The organism is Streptomyces sp. NPDC048191 (genome assembly GCF_040652655.1).
In the GTDB taxonomy this organism is placed as follows: domain Bacteria; phylum Actinomycetota; class Actinomycetes; order Streptomycetales; family Streptomycetaceae; genus Streptomyces.
On the sequence record NZ_JBEZMO010000002.1, the window covers coordinates 283,730 to 302,578 of the forward strand.

The following is an 18,849-nucleotide window of genomic DNA, read 5'->3' on the forward strand; positions in this document are numbered from 1 at the left end:
GGGGACGGTGACGGGTCAGGCGTCCGGCTGCTGGCCGTTGGCGGTGTCCTCGGCGATGCGCTCATGGTGTCTGATGACTTCAGCGATGATGAAGTTCAGGAATTTCTCGGCGAAGGCCGGGTCGAGCTTGGCGTTCTCCGCGAGGCGGCGCAGCCGCTCGATCTGGCGGGCCTCGCGCGCCGGGTCGGCGGGCGGCAGCTGGTGGACCGCCTTGAGCCGGCCGACCTGCTGGGTGGCCTTGAAACGCTCGGCGAGCAGGTGGACGACGGCCGCGTCGATGTTGTCGATGCTGTCGCGCAGCCGCTCCAGTTCCTGACGGACACCGGGGTCCACATCACCGGTTCCGATGTTGCTGGTGGTCATGCACGTCACCCTATGGGTTCCGAGGGCCCGGCCTCCGGGCTGTCCGGAGGGTGGATCATCGGTGGATCGTCAGGATCCGGGACGCGGTCGCTCCAGCCCCCGGGCACGCTGCGGCCCTGCTGGGCGCGGAAGCGCACCGGGGCGAGGCCCACACGGCGGGTGAACAGCCGGGAGAAGTAGGCGGGGTCGTCGTAGCCGACCCGGCGGGCGACGGCCGCGACGGGCAGCTCGGTGGCGGCGAGGAGTTCCTTGGCCCGGCCCAGGCGGATGCCGAGCAGATAGTCCTTGGGGCTGCAGCCCGCGGCCCGGCGCACGGCGCCGCGCAGCTCGGCGGGGGTCATGCCGTGCACGCGCGCGTGGTCGGCGACGCTCATCGGCGTGCAGGCGTCCCGTGCCAGCGCCTGGAGCACCTGGTCGCCGTCCGGGGCGAGGTCGGCGCGGGCGCGGCGCAGGGCGACGAGGAGCTCGTGCACGGCGGCGCCGGTCTCCACCTCCAGCAGGGGGTTGCCGCGGCGGGCGGCGCGGGCGATGCGGGCGACCACCGCGCGGGGCCCGGAGGCGTCGGAGAGCGGGACGACGGGCCGCTCGGGCTCGATGTAGCCCAGTTCCGTGTAGGTCGTGGCGGCGGGCCCGGTGAAGTCGACGAAGCCCTCGTCCCAGCCGGTGTCCGGATCGGGCCCGTAGTGGTGGGGCGCGCCGGGGGTGAGCCAGAGCAGCGCGGGCGCGGTGACGGGGGTACGGCGGCCGTCGGCGCCCCGGTACCAGCCGCGGCCGGAGCTGATCACGACGGCCACGCGGTGGTCGAGGGTCCGCGGGCCGACCGTGGGCAGCGCGCCGTGCTGCAGGCCGACGCCGAGACAGACCAGGCCGAGGCGGTGGTGTGCGGGGCCGGGGCTGAAGAACCGCATCCAGGTCTGGTACATCGGCGCTCCTCCCGGCGTCGGCGACCGCGGACTTCTGTCCAGGCGTTTTGTCCAAGCAGCGCCGATCTTCGTCCATGGCGCCGATCGCCGGAAGGGGTGAGGCTGGGGCGCATGAGCGAGTTCGCGGTGGGGGAATCCGACTTCCTGCTGGACGGCCGGCCGGTGCGTCTGCTGTCTGGGGCGCTGCACTACTTCCGGGTGCACGAGGGGCACTGGCGGCACCGGCTGGCGATGCTGCGGGCGATGGGCCTGAACTGCGTGGAGACGTACGTTCCCTGGAACCTGCACTGGCCGGCCCCGGGCCGCTACCGGGACGTGCAGGCGCTCGGCCGGTTCCTGGACGCGGTGCGGGAGGAGGGCCTGTGGGCGATCGTGCGGCCGGGCCCCTACATCTGCGCCGAGTGGGAGAACGGCGGACTGCCGCCCTGGGTGACGGGCGAGGCGGGCGCGCGCGTGCGCACGCGTGACGAGCGGTATCTGTCCCGTGTGGAGCACTGGTTCCACCATCTGATGCACGAGATCGTGCCCCGGCAGATCGACCGCGGCGGCCCGGTGGTCCTGGTGCAGGTCGAGAACGAGTACGGCAGTTACGGCAGTGACACCGGCCATCTGCGGGAGCTGGCCGCCCTGCTGCGTGCCGAGGGGGTCACGGTCCCGCTGTTCACCTCGGACGGCCCCGAGGACCACATGCTGACCGGCGGTTCGCTGCCCGGGGTGCTCGCCACGGTGAACTTCGGCTCCCACGCGCGCGTGGCCTTCGAGACGCTGCGCCGCCACCGCCCCGAGGGCCCGCTGATGTGCATGGAGTTCTGGTGCGGCTGGTTCGACCACTGGTCCGGCGAGCACGTCGTCCGTGACCCCGTGGAGGCCGCCGGGGCCCTGCGGGAGATCCTGGAGTGCGGGGCGTCGGTCAACCTCTACATGGCGCACGGCGGCACGAGTTTCGGCGGCTGGGCGGGCGCCAACCGGGGCGGCGGCGCGCTGCGCGAGGGCCCTCTGGAGCCGGACGTGACCTCGTACGACTACGACGCCCCCGTGGACGAGTACGGCCGCCCGACGGAGAAGTTCTGGCGCTTCCGCGAGGTGCTGGCCGAGTACCACCGCGGCCCCCTGCCCGAACTGCCCCCGATGCCCGCCCCGTTGGGCGGCCCCGCGGAGGTGACGCTCGACGGCTGGGCGTCCCTGGGGAATGTCCTGGAGACACTGGGCGGCGAGGAGCGAGTCGCACCCCTGCCGCCCACCTTCGAGGAACTGCACGTCACCCGGGGCCTGGTGCGCTACGAGGTGGACGTGCCCGGCCCCCGGCAGCCGTGCCCACTGACCGCGCGGGGGCTGCGGGACCTCGCGGTGGTCCACGTCGACGGCGAGCGGGCCGGGGTGCTCACCGAGGAGGAACCGCGGCTGAGGGAGCCCGTCGCCGGCCCCGCGCACGTGGAGCTGTGGGTGGAGTCCCTCGGGCGGGTGAACTACGGGCCGCGCTTCGGCGAGGCGAAGGGGATCACCGGCGGCATCCTGCACGAGCGGCAGTTTCTGCACGGGGTACGCGCGCGTGGCCTGGATCTGGACGCGTTCTGCGGCGGTGTGGAGCGGGTGCCGTTCGACGCGCTGCCCGAGGAGGGCGGGCGGGGGCTGTACCGGGGCACCGTCACGGTCCGCGGCGCGGGTGACGCCCGGCTGGAGCTGCCCGGCCGGACACGCGGCTTCGTCTGGATCAACGGCTTCAACCTGGGCCGCTACTGGTCGGTGGGCCCCCAGCGGACCCTGTACGTGCCCGGCCCGGTGCTGCGGGAGGGCGGGAACGAGGTCTGGATCCTGGAACTGCAGGACACCGACCCGGACCACCCGGCTCCGCGCCTGCTGCCTGTGTGACCGGCCGTCCGTCCCGCCTACAGTGGAGGGGGTTTCCGGCGTCTTTGGGGGTGCGGACGTGGCGAACGGCGGACCGGTCCAGCACGGCTACCCGCACCTGGAGACGGTGCGGGCCGCCATCACCGCGCTGTACAAGCGCCTGTCCCGCGACACCGTCCAGACGTTCGCGACCAGCCTGGCCCCCGCCGACGTGGCCTTCTGCGACACCGACGACCTGCACCTGGGCGCGCAGCGGGTGGCCCGCGAGATCGTGCGGCACTTCCGGCTGCCGGACGCGCGGCTGATCGTCGGCTTCCGGGAGATGACGCACGCGGCGAACGTCGAACTGGCGGCGGGCCCCGAGTACTTCGTGGAACTGAACGACCGTTTCCGCACCCACCGCAGGGACATCGGCGCGGCGCTCGCCCACGAGGTGGCGCACGTCTACCTGCACCGCCTGGACCTGTCCTTTCCCACCACGGCGGAGAACGAGATCCTGACGGACACGGTGACGACGTACCTCGGCGCCGGCTGGCTGCTGCTGGACGCCTTCCGGGAGGACGGGGTCTCCTCGCAGAAGCTCGGGTACCTCACCCCGGAGGAGTTCGGTTACGTCCTGGCCAAGCGGGCGCTGCTGTTCCACGAGGACCCCTCAGTGTGGTTCACCAGCCCGCAGGCCTACGAGGCGTACGGCAAGGGAATGGCCCGGGCCCGCCGGGACGAGCAGCAGCCGCCGCTGACCGGGGCCGGCTGGGCGGGCCGGCGCCGCTACGCCCACGACCGCCGGCACGCGCCCGCCGTCGCACCGGAGGCGCCCTACGCCTTCGCCCCCGACCCCGCCGGCCACCTCCGCGTCTCCTTCCCCTGCCCCACCTGCCACCAGCGGATCCGGGTACCGGTGAAGGGACGCGTACGGGCGCGGTGCGGGTTGTGCCGGACGGTGCTGGAGTGCGACACCTAGGTTCACGAGCCGTCTCCTGTGCGGAGACTCAGCCCAGGTCCTCGGACACCGCCCGCCGGGGAAGCGCCGCGCACAACGCCCCGCACACCACGAACGCCCCCACGACCCACGGCATCGCATGCCCCAGCGCCCCGGTCATCCCCTTCCCCACGGCCCCGAAGAACACCGTGCCGACGACGGCGGCGCCCACCGCTCCCCCGAACTGCTGAGCCGTGGAGAAGATCCCCGACGCCCCACCGGCCAACTCCCCCGGCACCGCCGACAGCACCACGTTCACCAGCGGCACCACCAGGAACCCGAGCCCCGCCCCGGCGATGACCAGCCCCGGCACCAGCGGCCACGCCCCGGCGTGCACGGCCGGCGCGCCGTCGACGACGGCGCCCACCCAGCCGAAGCCGCCCGCCATCATCAGCGCCCCGGCGCCGAGCACCAGCCGCCCGTACCGTACGGCGAGCCCGTCCGCGGCCGGTGCGGTGAGGAAACCGCCGGCCGAGAAGGCGACCGTCACCAGCCCGGCCTGCATCGGCGTGTACCGCTCCCCGGACTGCAGCCACACCGCGAAGACGAGGAAGAAGCCCTGCATGCCGACGGAGAAGAGCAGCTGGACGAGCACGCCGACGGAGAACGCGGGGAGCCGGAAGGCGCGCGCGGGCAGCAGCGGCACGGTCCCGGGCCGGTGCCGCCGGGCCTCGTACGCCCCGAGCCCCGCCACGGCCACGACACCCGCCCCGAGGCAGACCCAGCCCCACAGCGGCCAGCCGTTCTCGCGGCCCTGCACCAGCGGCAGCACGATCGCGACCAGACCGCCGGCCAGCACCAGGCTGCCCAGGACGTCCGGCCGGCCCGCCGACCGCTCGCGTGTGGCCGGGACCAGCAGCAGCCCGCCGACGAAGGTCACCACGGCCACCGGCACGTTCACCAGGAACACCGAGCGCCAGCCCCAGCCGAACAGGTCGGCGTCCGTGAGCACCCCGCCGAGCAACAGCCCGACGGCCGAGGCGAACCCGGCGACGGCGCCGTACATCCCGAAGGCGGCCCCGCGTTCCCTGCCCTGGAAGAGGGTGCGAAACGAGCCGATCACCTGCGGCACCAGCACGGCCGCGAGGACGCCCTGCACCGCGCGAGCGGCGATCAGCTGGCCCGGTGACTGGGCGATCCCGCAGGCGAGACCGGCCAGTCCGAAGCCGGCCGTCCCGGCGAGGAAGAGCGGGCGGCGGCCGATGCGGTCGCCGAGGTGGCCGGAGACGATCAGGGCGGCGGCGAAGCCGAGCAGATAGGCGGAGACCGTCCATTGCAGGTCGCTCGGCGAGGCGTGCAGATCACGGCTGATGGACGGCACCGCCACGTTGACGATCGTGCCGTCCAGCAGGTCCATGAGCGCCGCGATCATCATCACGACGGCGGCGGCCCAGCGGCGCGGATGGGGTTCCGCCGCGGTGTCGGCGGGTTCGGTGAGCGTTGCGGACATGAGGATCCCCTCCAGGTTTCTTTCGTTCGACCTAACGAAAGAGTTGCATCCGGGAGAGCTGCTCCGCAAGTCATTAGTTCGACCGAACGAAATTTTTGTTAGGCTGGGCGCATGGCCAAGGCAGAAGAGAAGCGGGACGAGGCGGCGCGGTCCGAGACGCTGCGACAGCTCATGGAGGTGGGGCGGGTCCACAGCGGGGTCACGGTCATGTTCCACTCGGCGGTCGCCGCCAAGCAGGGGCTGAACGCGACGGAGGAGAAGACCCTCGACCTCCTCCAGCGGCACGGGCCACTCACCGCTAAGGACCTCGCCGAGCTGACCGGGCTCGCCCCCGCCTCCGTCACGGGGCTGCTCGACCGGCTGGAGACCAAGGGTTTTGTCCACCGTGCCAAGCACCCGACGGACAAGCGCCGGGTGCTGGTCGAACTGGACCGGGACAAGCTCGACGAGCTCGCCGTGTTCTTCGAGGACTGGGCGGGGGACATCGTCGAGGCCTGCGAGGAGTTCAGCGCCGACGAGTTGCGGACAGTGATCCGGTTCCTGTCCGTGATGAGCGAGCGCCAGCGCGCGGCCGTGGCCCGCCTGGCCGACTGAACCGCCCCACCGCCGGCCCCTGTCCGCGGCCGGCGGATCTCCCCGGTCGCAGGACAGCGCCGGGGCTGATCGGCGCCGTCTGCGGCGTGATCCGAACGACAGGCCCTCAGGCGCCGTAGACCGCCCCGGGGGGTTCCGCCGCGGCCAGCAGCTCGCGTGCCGCGTCCCCCGCCTCGGCCGGCGTCCACCGCGCCCCCTTGTCCACGGTCGGTCCGGGCCGCCAGCCCTCCATGACCGTGATCCGGCCGCCCTCCGCCTCGAAGACCCTGCCGGTCACCCCCGCGCTCGCGGCCGAGCCCAGCCAGACCACGAGCGGGGAGACGTTCCCGGGCGCCATGGCGTCGAAGCCGGCGACCGGGGCGGCCATGGTCGCCGCGAAGACGCGTTCCGTCATGCGGGTGCGGGCGGCGGGCGCGACGGCGTTGACCTGGACGCCGTAGCGGGCCAGTTCGGCCGCCGCGACCAGGGTCAGCCCGACGATTCCGGCCTTGGCGGCGCTGTAGTTGCCCTGCCCGACCGAGCCCAGCAGTCCAGCGCCGCTGCTGGTGTGGACGATCCGGGCCTCGGGGACGCGCCCCGCCCTGGCCTCGGCCCGCCAGTGCGCGGCGGCGTGTTTCAGGGGCAGGAAGTGGCCCTTGAGGTGGACGCGGAGCACGGCGTCCCAGTCGTCCTCGTCGAGGTTGACCAGCATCCGGTCGCGCAGGAAACCGGCGTTGCTGACCAGCGTGTCGAGCCGGCCGTACGCCTCCAGGGCGGTGCCGATGAGGGAGGCGGCGCCGTCGGTCGTGGCGATGTCGCCGCCGTGGGCGACCGCCTCGCCGCCGGCCGCCCGTATCTCGGCGACGACCGCCTGGGCGGGGCTCTCCGCGCCGGGCGCCCCGTCCAGTGCGACACCCAGGTCGTTGACGACGATCCGGGCTCCCTCGGCGGCGAAGGCGAGGGCATGGGCGCGGCCCAGCCCGCGGCCGGCCCCGGTGACGGCGACGACCCGGCCTGCGCAGATTCCGCTCATCTCACTTCCCCCTGTCATGGTCCCGGTCACTCCTCCCGACGGGCGGTTCACGGTGGGCGGTTGTGGCGTCCAGGAAGGCGGGGCGCTCCCCGCCGCCGTGCACGTGCAGACTGGCTCCGGTGATGTAGGCCGCCGCGTCGGAGGCGAGGAAGACGGCGGCGGCGCCGACGTCGTCGGGGACGGCCAGCCGGCCCAGTGGGACGGTGCGGGAGACGGCGGCGATGCCGTCCGGTCCGCCGTAGTGCAGATGCGACAGCTCGGTGCGGACCATGCCGACCACGAGCGTGTTGACGCGGACCTCCGGGGCCCACTCCACGGCCATGGAGGCGGCCAGGTTCGCGAGGCCCGCCTTGGCCGCGCCGTAGGCGGCCGAGCCGGGTGAGGGCCGGCCGCCGCTGACGCTGCCGATCATCACGACCGAGCCGCGGCTGCGCCGCAGGTGCTCGTACGCGGCGAGGGACGCGGTCAGCGGGGCGATCAGGTTCAGCTCGACGACCCTGGCGTGCCGTTCGGCGCCGGCGTCCGCGAGCCGCCGGTACGGGGTGCCGCCCGCGTTGTTGACGAGCACGTCGAGCCGGGGCAGCGCGGCGAAGAAGGCCTGGACGGCGAGCGGGTCGCGCAGGTCGAGCGGGCTGAACTCGACGCCCTTCAGCGGACGTTCGGGCGGTCTTCGGGCGCAGGCCAGGACCCTGGCACCGGTCTCGGCGAACGCCCGGGCGATCCCGGCCCCGACCCCCCGGGTGCCGCCGGTGACGACCACGGTCCTCGCGCGCGACACGTTGTCCACAGGGTGCGCCGCCGAGTTGTCCACAGGCCCTCCCGCTCGTCTGTGCCGACTGCTAGCTTCGAAGCTCGCACCTAACAAATGTTTGGTGGAAAGGTAGCTGATGCGCCCATGGGTGTCTCCCGTTCGTCCCCGGAAAAAGGGATTTCCGTGGTCACCGTCGACTTCCCGCCGGTGAACGCGCTGCCGGTGTCCGGCTGGTTCGCCCTGGCCGACGCCCTGCTCGAGTCCGGCCGCGACGCCGGTGTCCGGTGCGTGGTGCTCGCCGCGGAGGGTCGCGGGTTCAACGCGGGCGTGGACATCAAGGAGATACAGGCGCGGGGACAGGAGGCGCTGATCGGCGCCAACCACGGCTGCGCCGAGGCCTTCGCCGCGGTCTACGAGTGCGCGGTCCCGGTCGTCGCGGCGGTGCAGGGCTTCTGCCTGGGCGGCGGGATGGGCCTGGCGGGCAACGCGGACGCCATCGTGGCGAGCGAGGACGCCGTCTTCGGGCTGCCCGAGCTGGACCGGGGCGCGCTGGGGGCCGCGACCCACCTGGCCCGGCTGGTCCCGCAGCACCTGATGCGCGCCCTGTACTACACGGGGCGCACGGCGAGCGCCGGGGAACTGCACCGGCACGGCTCGGTGTGGCGCGTGGTGCCGCGCGCCGGGCTGCGGGCGGCGGCACTGGAGCTGGCCCGCGAGATCGCCGCCAAGGACGGACGGCTGCTGCGCATGGCCAAGGCCGCCATCAACGGCATCGACCCGGTCGACGTGCGCCGCAGCTACCGCTTCGAACAGGGCTTCACCTTCGAGGCCAACCTCAGCGGACTGGCCGACCGGGTCCGCGACACGTTCGGCAAGGAGGGCACGTAGATGGGCGACAAGACGATGACCGCCGACGAGGTGGTCTCCCGGCTGGAGAGCGGCATGACCCTCGGCATCGGCGGCTGGGGTTCCCGCCGCAAGCCGATGGCGCTGGTCAGAGCGCTGCTGCGGACATCGGTCAGGGAGCTCACGGTCGTGTCGTACGGCGGCCCGGACGTCGGGATGCTGGCCGCGGCCGGCCGGATCCGCAGGCTGGTCACCGCCTTCGTCACGCTCGACTCCATCCCGCTGGAACCGCACTATCGCGCGGCACGTGAGCGGGCGGCCTTCGAGCTGACGGAGGTCGACGAGGGGATGTTCCAGTGGGGCCTCAGGGCGGCGGCGCACCGGCTGCCCTTCGTGCCGGTGCGAGCGGGACTCGGCTCGGACGTCATGCGCGTCAACCCCGGCCTGCGGACGGTCACTTCGCCGTACGAGGACGGGGAGACGTTCGTGGCCATGCCCGCCCTGCGGATGGACGCGGCCCTGGTGCACGTGGACCGCGCCGACCGGCTGGGCAACGGCCAGTGTCTGGGCCCGGACCCGTACTTCGACGACCTGTTCTGCGAGGCGGCGGACGCGGCCTACGTCTCGTGCGAGCGGATCGTGGACACCGCCGAGCTGACCAAGGAGGCGCCCCTGCAGTCGCTGGTCCTGAAACGGCTCGCGGTGACCGGCGTGGTTCAGGCCCCGAACGGCGCGCACTTCACCTCCTGCGCGCCGGACTACGGCAGGGACGAGGCGTTCCAGCGGCTGTACGCGTCCACGCCCTGGCCGGAGTTCGCCGACCGGTTCCTCCGCGGCGACGAGGGCGCCTACCGGGCGGCGGTCCGGACGTGGCGGACGGAGGAGGGACGATGAAGGACACCCGCACCCCACCCGTCCCGCCCGACCCGCCCACGCACGCCCCCCTGCCCCCGCCCACCCGCGCCGAGTACTGCGTGATCGCCTGCGCCGACGCCTGGCGCGGCGCCGGGGAGATCCTGGCCAGCCCGATGGGCCGGATCCCCTCCCTGGGCGCGCGGCTGGCCCGGCTCACCTTCGCGCCGGATCTGCTGCTGACCGACGGCGAGGCCCTGCTGGTCCGCCCGGACGGCACGCCCGAGGGCTGGCTGCCGTACCGGCAGCACCTGGAGCTGGTGGCGGGCGGTCGCCGGCACGTGATGATGGGCGCGAGCCAGATCGACCGCTACGGCAACCAGAACATCTCCTGCGTCGGCGACTGGGCGCACCCGCGCCGGCAGCTTCTCGGGGTGCGCGGGGCGCCCCTCAACACCCTCAACAATCCGACGAGTTACTGGATCCCGCGGCACTCCAGGCGGGTGTTCGTGGAGCGCGTGGACATGGTGTGCGGGGTGGGGTACGACCGGGCGGCCGCCCTGGGCTCCTCGGCCCGGTTCCACGACCTCGTCCGGGTCGTCTCCGACCTCGGTGTCTTCGACTTTGCCACCCCGGACCGCTCGATGCGGCTCGCCTCGCTGCACCCGGGCGTGAGCGTGGAGCAGGTGCGGGAGGCCACGGGCTTCGAGCTCGCCGTGCCGGACGGGGTGCCCCGCACCCGGGAGCCCGAGGCGGCGGAACTGCGGCTGATCCGTGAGGTGCTGGACCCGGACGGGGCACGGGCGCGTGAGGTGCCCGAGCCCGCGAGGGGGTGAGGGGATGAGGGAGACCGCCCTCACCCGGCTGGTCGGGGTACGGCACCCGATCGTGCAGACCGGGATGGGCTGGGTGGCCGGCCCTCGGCTGGTCTCGGCGGCGGCGAACGCGGGCGCGCTCGGCATCCTGGCCTCGGCGACGATGACGCCGGACCGGCTGCGTGAGGCGATACGGGAGGTGAGGTCCCGTACCGACGCGCCGTTCGGGGTGAATCTGCGGGCCGACGCGGGCGACGCGGCCGACCGGGTGGAGATCATGCTGGCGGAGGGCGTCGGGGTGGCCTCCTTCGCCCTGGCCCCCTCGCGCGAGCTGATCGCGCGGCTGAAGGGGGCGGGGGTGATCGTCATCCCGTCCGTGGGGGCGCGCCGGCACGCCGAGAAGGTGGCCGGATGGGGCGCGGACGCGGTGATCGTGCAGGGCGGCGAGGGCGGCGGGCACACCGGTGAGGTGGCCACGAGCGTGCTGCTGCCGCAGGTGGTGGACGCGGTGGACATACCCGTCGTGGCGGCGGGCGGCTTCTTCGACGGGCGGGGCCTGGTGGCGGCGCTGGCGTACGGGGCGGCCGGGGTGGCGATGGGCACACGGTTCCTGCTCACCTCGGACTCGGCCGTGCCGGAGGCGGTGAAGGCCCGCTATCTGGCGGCGACGGTCCGGGACGTCACGGTGACCCGGGCGGTGGACGGCCTGCCGCACCGGATGCTGCGCACGGACCTGGTGGACACGCTGGAGCGGTCGGGCCGGATACGGGTCCTGGCGCACGCCCTGCGGAAGGCGGCCGGTTTCCGGCGGTTGTCGGGGCTGACGTGGCGGCAGCTGGTCCGGGACGGTCTCGCGCTCAGGCACGGCAAGGAGCTGTCCTGGAGTCAGGTACTGCTGGCCGCGAACACGCCGATGCTGCTGAAGTCCGCGATGGTGGACGGACGTACGGACCTCGGGGTGATGGCGTCCGGGCAGGTCGCCGGGGTGATCGACGACCTGCCGTCGTGCGCGGAGCTGGTGGAGCGGATCGTGAAGGAGGCGGAGGAGGTGCTGGAGGCACTGGCGCGGCTCAGAGCCGTTCGATGATCGTCACATTGGCCTGGCCGCCGCCCTCGCACATGGTCTGCAGGCCGAAGCGGCCGCCGGTGCGCTCCAGTTCGTGCAGGAGGGTCGTCATCAGCCGGACGCCGGTCGCGCCGAGGGGGTGGCCGAGGGCGATCGCGCCGCCGTTGACGTTGACCCTCCCGGGGTCGGCACCGGTCTCCCGCAGCCAGGCGAGGACGACCGGGGCGAAGGCCTCGTTGATCTCCACGAGGTCGATGGCGTCGATGGTCAGGCCGGTCTTCTGCAGGGCGTGCGCGGTGGCCGGGATCGGTGCCGAGAGCATGCGGATCGGGTCCTCGCCGCGCACGGAGAGATGGTGGACGCGGGCGCGCGGACGCAGTCCGTGGTCGCGTACGGCCCGCTCGGAGGCGAGCAGCAGGGCGGCGGCGCCGTCGGAGACCTGGGACGAGCAGGCGGCGGTGATGGTGCCGCCGTCGACGACGGGTTTCAGTGCGGCCATCTTCTCCAGGGAGGTGTCCCGGCGCGGGCCCTCGTCGACGGCGACCTGGCCGTAGGGGACGGTCTCGCGGTCGAAGCGGCCGGTGTCCACGGCCCGGATCGCGCGCCGGTGCGAGCGCAGGGCGAACTCCTCCTGCTCCTCGCGGCCGATGCCCCACTTGGCGGCGATCATCTCCGCGCCGCTGAACTGGTTGACGGGCTGGTCGCCGTAGCGGGCGCGCCAGCCGGTGCTGCCCAGGAAGGGGCCGTCGGTCAGCCCCAGGGGCTCGGCGGCCCGACGGGAGGCGAAGGCGATCGGGATCAGGGACATGTTCTGCACCCCGCCGGCGATCACCAGGTCCTGGGTGCCGGACAGCACGGCCTGCGCGGCGAAGTGCACGGCCTGCTGCGAGGAGCCGCACTGCCGGTCGACGGTCACGCCCGGCACCTCCTCGGGCAGCCCGGCGGCCAGCCAGCAGGTGCGGGCGATGTCCCCGGCCTGCGGCCCGACCGCGTCGAGACAGCCGAGGACCACGTCCTCCACGGCGGCCGGGTCGATCCCGGTCCGCTCCACCAGAGCCTTCAGCACATGCGCGCCCAGGTCGGCCGGGTGGACCGCGCTCAGCCCTCCCCCGCGCCGCCCGACGGGTGTGCGGACCGCTTCGACGATGTAGGCCTCTGCCATGGCGACTCCCTCACAGGAAAGGGGTGTTGTGCGAACGGTGTCACTCGCGTACGGCGATCCCGTCCAGCACCATCGACAGATACTGGCGGGCGATCTCCTCCGGGGTGTGCTGTCCGCCGGGCCGGTACCAGGAGGCGGCGACCCACACGGTGTCGCGCACGAACCGGTAGGTGAGGCGGACGTCGAGGTCGGCGCGGAAGGCACGCTCGGCGACTCCGCGTTCCAGCGTGCTGAGCCACGCCTGCTCGAACCGGCGCTGGGACTCGGCGAGGAACGCGAACCGGTCCTGGGCGACGAGTTGTCTGCTCTCCTTCTGGTAGATCGCCACGGCCGCGCGGTGCCGGTCGATCTCCCGGAAGGACTCGGTGACGAGCGCCTCCAGCGTCTGGCGGGGCCCGAGTCCGGCGGCGAGGACGGTGTCGTAGCCGTCCCACAGCTCGTCGAGGAAGGTCCGCAGGATCTCCTCGAGCATCGACTCCTTGGAGTCGAAGTGGTAGTAGAGGCTGCCCGCGAGCATCCCGGCGTGGTCGGCGATCCGGCGGACGGTGGTGGCGTTGTAGCCGTGCTCGGCGAAGACCTCGGCAGCGGTGCTGAGGAGTTCGCCGCGCCGGGCCGCTGCCGCGGTCACCTGGGGCTTCTTCTTGGTCGGCACACACCCATTCTGGTCCTAGGCGTGCTGGCTGCTGACGGCGACGACCTCGCCGGTCATGTACGAGGAGTAGCCGGAGGCCAGGAACACGATCACGTTGGCCACCTCCCAGGGCTCCGCGTACCGCCCGAAGGCCTCCCGTCCGGTCAGCTCGTGGAGGAGCTCGGCCGAGGTGACCTTCGCCAGGTGGGGGTGCATGGCGAGGCTCGGGGCGACCGCGTTGACCCGCACGCCGTAGGGGGCGGCCTCGATCGCCGCGCACCGGGTCAGGGCCATCACGCCGGCCTTGGCGGCGGCGTAGTGCGCCTGACCGGCCTGGGCGCGCCAGCCGACGACGGAGGCGTTGTTGACGATCACACCGCTCCCGGTCTCGCGCAGGGCACGCAGGGCGGCGCGGGTGCACCGGAAGGTGCCGTTGAGGGTGACGTCCAGCACCCGGGACCACTGCTCGTCGGTCATGTCGACCAGCTGCGAAGTGCCGCCCAGGCCCGCGTTGTTGACGACGACGTCCAGCCGCCCGTGCTCGTCCACCGCCGTCTCGAACAGGGCGCGCACCTGCCCCTCGTCGGTGACGTCGCAGGGCACGGCCGTCACCCGGCCCGGGAACCTGCGGCCCAGTTCGGCCTCGTACTCCTTCAGCCGGCGCGTGTGCGCGTCGCTGATGACGACGTGCGCGCCCTCCTCGAGGAAGCGGCGCGCGGTCGCGCCTCCGATGCCGGCGCCGGCCGCCGCGGTGATGACGGCGGTGCGGCCCCGGAGCAGTCCGTGCCCGGGTACGTAGGCCGGGCTCTCGACGCCTGTCATGGGGCCACGCTAACCTACCAAACACTTGTTAGGGAAGGTCGAGGGAAGAAGGTGCCGGCGGTGGACCTGTCGCACTCCGAGGCCGACGAGGAGTTCCGCGCCGAGGCCAGGGCCTGGCTCGCCGCGCATGTGCCGCGCACGCCGCTGCCCTCCCTGGAGACGGCGGAGGGTTTTGCGGCCCACCGCGCCTGGGAGGCCGAACTGGCCGCGGACCGCTGGTCGGTGGTGTCCTGGCCGGAGAAGTACGGCGGCCGGGACGCGGGGCTGCTGCGCTTGCTGGTCTTCGAGGAGGAGTACTGGGCGGCGGGCGCGCCGGGCCGCGTCGGCCAGAACGGGATCAGCCTGCTCGCACCGACGCTCTTCGACCACGGCACGCGGGAGCAACGCGCGCGTGTGCTGCCGCCGATGGCCACCGGCGAGGTGGTCTGGGCCCAGGCCTGGTCCGAGCCGGAGGCGGGCTCCGACCTGGCCTCGCTCACGTCCAGGGCGGTCAGGACGGACGGCGGCTGGCTCCTGCGGGGGCAGAAGACCTGGTCGTCGCGGGCGGCCTTCGCCGACAGGGCCTTCGGCCTGTTCCGCAGCGATCCCGCGGCGCCGAAGCCGCACCAGGGGCTCACGTATCTGATGTTCGACCTGCGGGCGCCGGGGGTCACGGTCCGCCCGATCGGCCGCCTGGACGGCAAGCCGGCCTTCGCGGAGCTGTTCCTGGACGACGTGTTCGTGCCGGACGAGGACGTGATCGGCGAGCCCGGCCGGGGCTGGCGGATCGCGATGTCCACGGCGGGCAACGAACGCGGGCTCACCCTGCGCCCGCCGGGCCGCTTCCTCGCCTCGGCGCACCGGCTGGCAGAGCTGTGGCGCTCGCGCGGCTGCCCGGAGCACGCCCGAGCCCGGGTGGCCGACGCCCTGATCGGCGCCCGCGCCTACCAGCTGTTCACCTACGCGGCCGCCTCCCGCTTCCTGGCCGGTGCGGAACTCGGCCCCGAATCCAGCATGAACAAGGTCTTCTGGTCCGAGCTGGACCTCGCGCTGCACGAGACGGCGCTGGACCTGCTCGGAGAGGAGGGCGAGTTCGCCGGCACCACCTGGTCCGAGGGGTATGTGTTCTCGCTCGCCGGGCCGATCTACGCCGGCACCAACGAGATCCAGCGGGACATCGTCGCCGAGCGGCTGCTCGGCCTGCCGAAGGGACGCCGCTGATGCGCTTCCTGCTCGACGCCGAACAGCGCGCCTTCACCGACTCCCTGCACGCGATGCTGTCGGCCGCGAACACCCCGGCGGTGATCCGGGACTGGAGCCGCGGCGACCACGCGAGCGGGCGCGCGCTGTGGTCACGGATCGCGGAGGCGGGCGTGTTCGGCCTCGCGGTGCCGGAGGAGTACGGCGGGCTGGGACCGCATCCCGTGGAACTGGCCCTCTCCTTCGTGGAGTTGGGGCGGCACGCGGTACCCGGACCGCTGGTGGAGACGGTCACGGCGGCCGTGCTCCTCGGCGCGCCGCCCCAGGCCGGGCGGTTCCTGCCGGGGCTCGCGGCGGGCACGGATCTCGCGACCGTGGCGGCACTCCCCCGCCCCGCGCCCGGTGCCGTGCCGTCGCTCGCCGGACAGGCCCTCGACGGCGACGCGGCCACCCTCCGCCTCACGGTCGCGCCCGACGGCCTGTACCTGTCGACGGCGGGCCCGGTACGCCGCTCCCTCGACCCCGCGCGCCGCCTGACCCCGCTCACCCCGGCCGGCGAACCCCTCGTTCCCGACCCCCCGTTCGACCGGGCCCTCCTCTGGGCCCGCCTGGCCACCGCGGCCCAGGCCCTCGGGACCGGGCTCGCGCTCCTCGACCGCACGGTCGCGTACGCCGGACAGCGCACACAGTTCGGCGTCCCCATCGGTTCCTTCCAGGCGGTCAAGCACCGCCTCGCCGATGCCAGGATCGCCCTGGAGTTCGCCCGCCCCCTGGTCCTCGGCGCGGCGGTGGCGCTCCACCCCGCGGACGTGGCCGCGGCGAAGCTCACGGCGTGCGAGGCGGCGTACGCCACCGCCCGCGCCGCGCTCCAGCTGCACGGCGCCATCGGCTACACCGCGGAGTACGACCTGTCCCTGTGGCTGACCAAGGCCCGTGCGCTGCGCGCGGCGTGGGGCACGCCCGAGCAGTGCCGGGAGGTGGTCCTCGACGACGCGGTCAAGGGGCCGTGGGACCGTGGGCGGGGCAGGTGACCGACGCCGGAGCGCGACTCAGGCCGGCCGGACGACGCCCGCGGCGCGTGCGGCCGCCAGCCACCGCGGAAACTCGCCGACGAGCCGGTCGTACAGGTCGGCGTCGGAGACGCGTCGCGGGTCGTGGCCGGCGTGGAAGAAGCCCGCGTTGTCCACGATCCGCCGGTCGGGCACGGCCAGCTCGTCCAGCTTCCGCAGGAAGTCGAACTGCCGGCTGCCCGGGTCGCCGAAGCCGACGAACTGCCAGAACAGCGGGAGCCTGGCCGCCTTGCACAGATAGCGTTCGGCGGCGAGCTTGTTGACCGGGCCGCCGTCGGTCTGGAAGACGACCAGGGCCGGGTCGGTGGCGCCGCTGTCCAGGTAGTGGTCGATGACGGCGTCCATGGCCACGTGGTAGCTCGTCTTCCCCATGTGCCCGAGCCCGGCCACGATCCGCTCGACGCTGCCCTCGTGCCGGTCGAGGGCGATGTCGGTGACCGCGTCGACGTCCGTGGAGAAGAACACCACGGGCACCCGGCCGTCGTCGTCCAGGTGTGCGGACAGGCCGAGCACCCGGTCGGCGAGGGTCTGCACGCTGCCGTCCCCGTAGTACGGCTTCATCGAGCCGGAGTAGTCGACCACCAGGTAGACGGCGGCGCGCAGCCCGTCCAGCCCGTGCTTGGTGAGCGACACTCCGGCCGACCTGTAGGCGCTGACGAGCGCGGGCGCGGTCTCCGCCACCTTGCTGAGACTGATCGCGGCCATGGTCCCCCCTCGGCTGTCCGGACGGCCGAGCCTACGTGATCACCCGCCCCGGTTCTCGCCCCCGTCACATCAGTTCGCTATTTTGTTCGCCGCCGACCCCACCGGCTCCATCCGTCCCCCTTCTCCCCCGCGAGGAGCCGGCCGTGGCCGCCGATTCCGTCATCACCACCTGCTTCCGTCATCCGCAGGTGGAGTCCCATGTCCGCTGCACCCGCTGCGACCGCTACATCTGTCCGTCCTGCATGCGCGAGGCGGCCGTCGGTCACCAGTGCGTGGAGTGCGTGAAGGAGGGAGCGCGCTCGGTGCGGCAGGCACGCACCGTGTTCGGCGGCCGGATCAGCGCCGTACCGCTGGTGACGTACGTCCTCCTCGGGCTCAACGTGCTCGCGTATCTCGCCGAACTGGCCCGGCCGTCGGTCGAGGACCGCTTCGCCATGCTCGGCACCGTGCCCGCGGGGTACCTCCCGGAGGGCGTCGCGCACGGCGAGTGGTACCGGCTGCTGACCGGCGCGTTCCTGCATCTGACGCCCGGGGAGGGCACGTTCGGCCTCACGCACATCCTGTTCAACATGCTCGCGCTGTGGAACATCGGCCGGGTGGTGGAGGCGCAGCTGGGCCGGGTCCGCTGTCTGACGCTGTATCTGCTGTCGGCGCTGGGCGGCTCGGTGCTGGTGCTGCTGCTCGCCCCCACGTCCTTCACGGTCGGCGCGTCCGGCGCGATCTTCGGCCTGGGCGCCGCGTACTGGGTCATGGGCCGCCGCCTCGGGCACGACATGCGGGCCGTGAACCAGTACATGGCCGGGCTGCTGCTGTGGATGGTGATCTCCGCCTGGGCGACCTCCTGGCAGGCCCACCTCGGCGGCCTCCTGACGGGCGCGGTGGTCGCGCTGGCGTACGCGTACGCGCCCCGCGACGGCCGGCGCACCCTGGTCCAGGCGGGCGTGTGTGCGGCGCTGCTGACGCTGCTGCTGGTCCTCACCTGGGTGAAGGTCTCCTCGCTGACGAGCTGAGCGGGCCCGGGAAAACCAGGTGTCCCGCCGAAGTCGCCGACCGTACGCTTCCGGCCATGGCTGAGCACCCCTGGTTCGTCATCGAACCGGAAGACGACGACGAGTTCGAGTTCACCGACGACGAGCGCGCCTTCGCGGCCGCCCTGCGCGAGCGCACCGCCGGCTGGGCCGAGCCCCATGTCGACGGTGAGCTCCTGCGGTCGGACGGCTGGGACTCGCTGGTCGCCTGCCTCTCCTTCGGCGACCCCGGTGCCCGGCACCACCTGATCGACGTCGGAGTGCACTTCTACGGCGACCGCGTCCGCGGCGACCGTCTGCACAACCAGATGTTCACCCTGACCGACCGGCCCTCCGGCTGGGCGCTGGAGGCCACCGGCGCCGTCGAGGAGCTGGCCGACCGGTCCGCGGCCTGGTTCCGGACGGTGCTGGACAAGCCCGTCGTGCTGTACGTGTGGCTGAACGACGACCGCTACGCGTACGCGGCCCGGTTCGTCCACGCGGACGAAGACCGGACGATCAGCCAGATGTACCAGAGGGACCTGGCACCGCCCGGACAGGCGGAGGAACTGATCGCGGCCGGCCATGTGCACGGCCGTGGCTGGATCCAGACCGCCGGCCTGCCCACGCCCACGCTGTACCAGCACATCCGCGGCGATCTGGGCAGGGCCGTGCTGCCGCCGGGGGTGCGGGCCGTCACCGAGCGCGGGCCCCTTCCCGGCGTCTGGTACGAGTGAGTCCTCGGCCCGAGGCCGAAAGCAACGACGCCTGCCC

20 protein-coding genes are annotated in these 18,849 nt (G+C 73.3%); 11 read left to right on the forward strand and 9 right to left on the reverse strand.

Annotated features, from left to right (window positions below; all coding sequences use genetic code 11):
* Positions 1-15: 15 nt before the first annotated feature.
* Together AB0D93_RS04300 and AB0D93_RS04305 are read right to left on the reverse strand one after the other, a co-directional pair.
* Positions 16-363: a chorismate mutase gene (locus tag AB0D93_RS04300; protein WP_362112678.1), complete on the reverse strand. Its 348-nt coding sequence runs from the start codon at positions 361-363 to the stop codon at positions 16-18.
* A gap of 5 nt (positions 364-368) precedes the next feature.
* Entirely contained in the window at positions 369-1,286 is a 918-nt protein-coding gene (locus AB0D93_RS04305) for an AraC family transcriptional regulator (protein ID WP_362112681.1), read from the reverse strand.
* A 111-nt stretch (positions 1,287-1,397) separates the two neighbouring features.
* On the opposite strand from AB0D93_RS04305, the gene AB0D93_RS04310 reads away from it, so the two are divergent.
* Positions 1,398-3,155 (forward strand): beta-galactosidase family protein, encoded by a 1,758-nt coding sequence (locus AB0D93_RS04310; protein ID WP_362112684.1) that lies wholly within the window; start codon positions 1,398-1,400, stop codon positions 3,153-3,155.
* A 58-nt stretch (positions 3,156-3,213) separates the two neighbouring features.
* Positions 3,214-4,095 (forward strand): hypothetical protein, encoded by an 882-nt coding sequence (locus AB0D93_RS04315; protein ID WP_362112687.1) that lies wholly within the window; start codon positions 3,214-3,216, stop codon positions 4,093-4,095.
* A 28-nt stretch (positions 4,096-4,123) separates the two neighbouring features.
* Here AB0D93_RS04315 and AB0D93_RS04320 read toward each other — a convergent pair whose 3' ends face one another.
* On the reverse strand, positions 4,124-5,563 hold the full coding sequence (locus AB0D93_RS04320; RefSeq protein ID WP_362112690.1) for an MFS transporter: 1,440 nt from the start codon (positions 5,561-5,563) through the stop codon (positions 4,124-4,126).
* 111 nt (positions 5,564-5,674) lie between these two features.
* Here AB0D93_RS04320 and AB0D93_RS04325 point away from each other — a divergent pair, with 111 nt between their 5' ends.
* Positions 5,675-6,157 (forward strand): MarR family transcriptional regulator, encoded by a 483-nt coding sequence (locus tag AB0D93_RS04325; protein ID WP_362112693.1) that lies wholly within the window; start codon positions 5,675-5,677, stop codon positions 6,155-6,157.
* 106 nt (positions 6,158-6,263) lie between these two features.
* Here the strand turns inward: AB0D93_RS04325 and AB0D93_RS04330 are convergent, their stop codons facing one another.
* Complete coding sequence (locus tag AB0D93_RS04330) at positions 6,264-7,169, reverse strand: SDR family oxidoreductase (protein WP_362113505.1); 906 nt, start codon at positions 7,167-7,169, stop codon at positions 6,264-6,266.
* A 1-nt stretch (position 7,170) separates the two neighbouring features.
* Positions 7,171-7,980 (reverse strand): SDR family oxidoreductase, encoded by an 810-nt coding sequence (locus tag AB0D93_RS04335; protein ID WP_362112696.1) that lies wholly within the window; start codon positions 7,978-7,980, stop codon positions 7,171-7,173.
* Positions 7,981-8,064: 84 nt separating this feature from the next.
* Here AB0D93_RS04335 and AB0D93_RS04340 point away from each other — a divergent pair, with 84 nt between their 5' ends.
* From AB0D93_RS04340 to AB0D93_RS04355, 4 genes are read left to right on the forward strand one after another with little or no spacing between them, the layout of a single operon-like run.
* On the forward strand, positions 8,065-8,808 hold the full coding sequence (locus AB0D93_RS04340; protein WP_362112699.1) for an enoyl-CoA hydratase family protein: 744 nt from the start codon (positions 8,065-8,067) through the stop codon (positions 8,806-8,808).
* Complete coding sequence (locus AB0D93_RS04345) at positions 8,809-9,660, forward strand: CoA-transferase (protein WP_362112702.1); 852 nt, start codon at positions 8,809-8,811, stop codon at positions 9,658-9,660.
* On the forward strand, positions 9,657-10,454 hold the full coding sequence (locus AB0D93_RS04350) for a CoA-transferase (RefSeq protein ID WP_362112705.1): 798 nt from the start codon (positions 9,657-9,659) through the stop codon (positions 10,452-10,454). Before AB0D93_RS04345 ends, AB0D93_RS04350 begins: the two co-directional genes overlap by 4 nt.
* A 4-nt stretch (positions 10,455-10,458) precedes the next feature.
* Positions 10,459-11,520, forward strand: coding sequence for a nitronate monooxygenase (locus AB0D93_RS04355; protein WP_362112708.1), 1,062 nt, complete (start codon positions 10,459-10,461; stop codon positions 11,518-11,520).
* Here the strand turns inward: AB0D93_RS04355 and AB0D93_RS04360 are convergent.
* From AB0D93_RS04360 to AB0D93_RS04370, 3 genes are read right to left on the reverse strand one after another with little or no spacing between them, the layout of a single operon-like run.
* A complete protein-coding gene (locus tag AB0D93_RS04360; RefSeq protein WP_362112711.1) occupies positions 11,504-12,661 on the reverse strand; it encodes an acetyl-CoA C-acetyltransferase in 1,158 nt (385 codons plus the stop codon). The genes AB0D93_RS04355 and AB0D93_RS04360 overlap by 17 nt on opposite strands.
* Before the next feature lie 40 nt (positions 12,662-12,701).
* Positions 12,702-13,313 carry a TetR/AcrR family transcriptional regulator gene (locus tag AB0D93_RS04365; RefSeq protein ID WP_362112714.1) on the reverse strand — a complete coding sequence of 204 codons (612 nt, stop codon included), beginning with the start codon at positions 13,311-13,313 and terminating at the stop codon, positions 12,702-12,704.
* Between the two features lie 15 nt (positions 13,314-13,328).
* The gene (locus AB0D93_RS04370) at positions 13,329-14,114 is read right to left on the reverse strand and encodes an SDR family oxidoreductase (RefSeq protein ID WP_362112717.1); all 786 of its coding nucleotides are present in this window, start codon (positions 14,112-14,114) and stop codon (positions 13,329-13,331) included.
* A gap of 60 nt (positions 14,115-14,174) precedes the next feature.
* Here AB0D93_RS04370 and AB0D93_RS04375 point away from each other — a divergent pair, with 60 nt between their 5' ends.
* Together AB0D93_RS04375 and AB0D93_RS04380 are read left to right on the forward strand one after the other, a co-directional pair.
* The gene (locus tag AB0D93_RS04375) at positions 14,175-15,314 is read left to right on the forward strand and encodes an acyl-CoA dehydrogenase family protein (protein ID WP_362112720.1); all 1,140 of its coding nucleotides are present in this window, start codon (positions 14,175-14,177) and stop codon (positions 15,312-15,314) included.
* Positions 15,314-16,324, forward strand: coding sequence for an acyl-CoA dehydrogenase family protein (locus AB0D93_RS04380; protein ID WP_362112723.1), 1,011 nt, complete (start codon positions 15,314-15,316; stop codon positions 16,322-16,324). Before AB0D93_RS04375 ends, AB0D93_RS04380 begins: the two co-directional genes overlap by 1 nt.
* Before the next feature lie 18 nt (positions 16,325-16,342).
* Here the strand turns inward: AB0D93_RS04380 and AB0D93_RS04385 are convergent, their stop codons facing one another.
* A complete protein-coding gene (locus tag AB0D93_RS04385; RefSeq protein WP_362112726.1) occupies positions 16,343-17,068 on the reverse strand; it encodes a VWA domain-containing protein in 726 nt (241 codons plus the stop codon).
* Positions 17,069-17,211: 143 nt separating this feature from the next.
* On the opposite strand from AB0D93_RS04385, the gene AB0D93_RS04390 reads away from it, so the two are divergent.
* The gene (locus tag AB0D93_RS04390) at positions 17,212-18,078 is read left to right on the forward strand and encodes a rhomboid family intramembrane serine protease (RefSeq protein WP_362112729.1); all 867 of its coding nucleotides are present in this window, start codon (positions 17,212-17,214) and stop codon (positions 18,076-18,078) included.
* 56 nt (positions 18,079-18,134) lie between these two features.
* A complete protein-coding gene (locus AB0D93_RS04395) occupies positions 18,135-18,812 on the forward strand; it encodes a hypothetical protein (RefSeq protein ID WP_362112732.1) in 678 nt (225 codons plus the stop codon).
* The last annotated feature ends 37 nt before the right edge of the window (positions 18,813-18,849 follow it).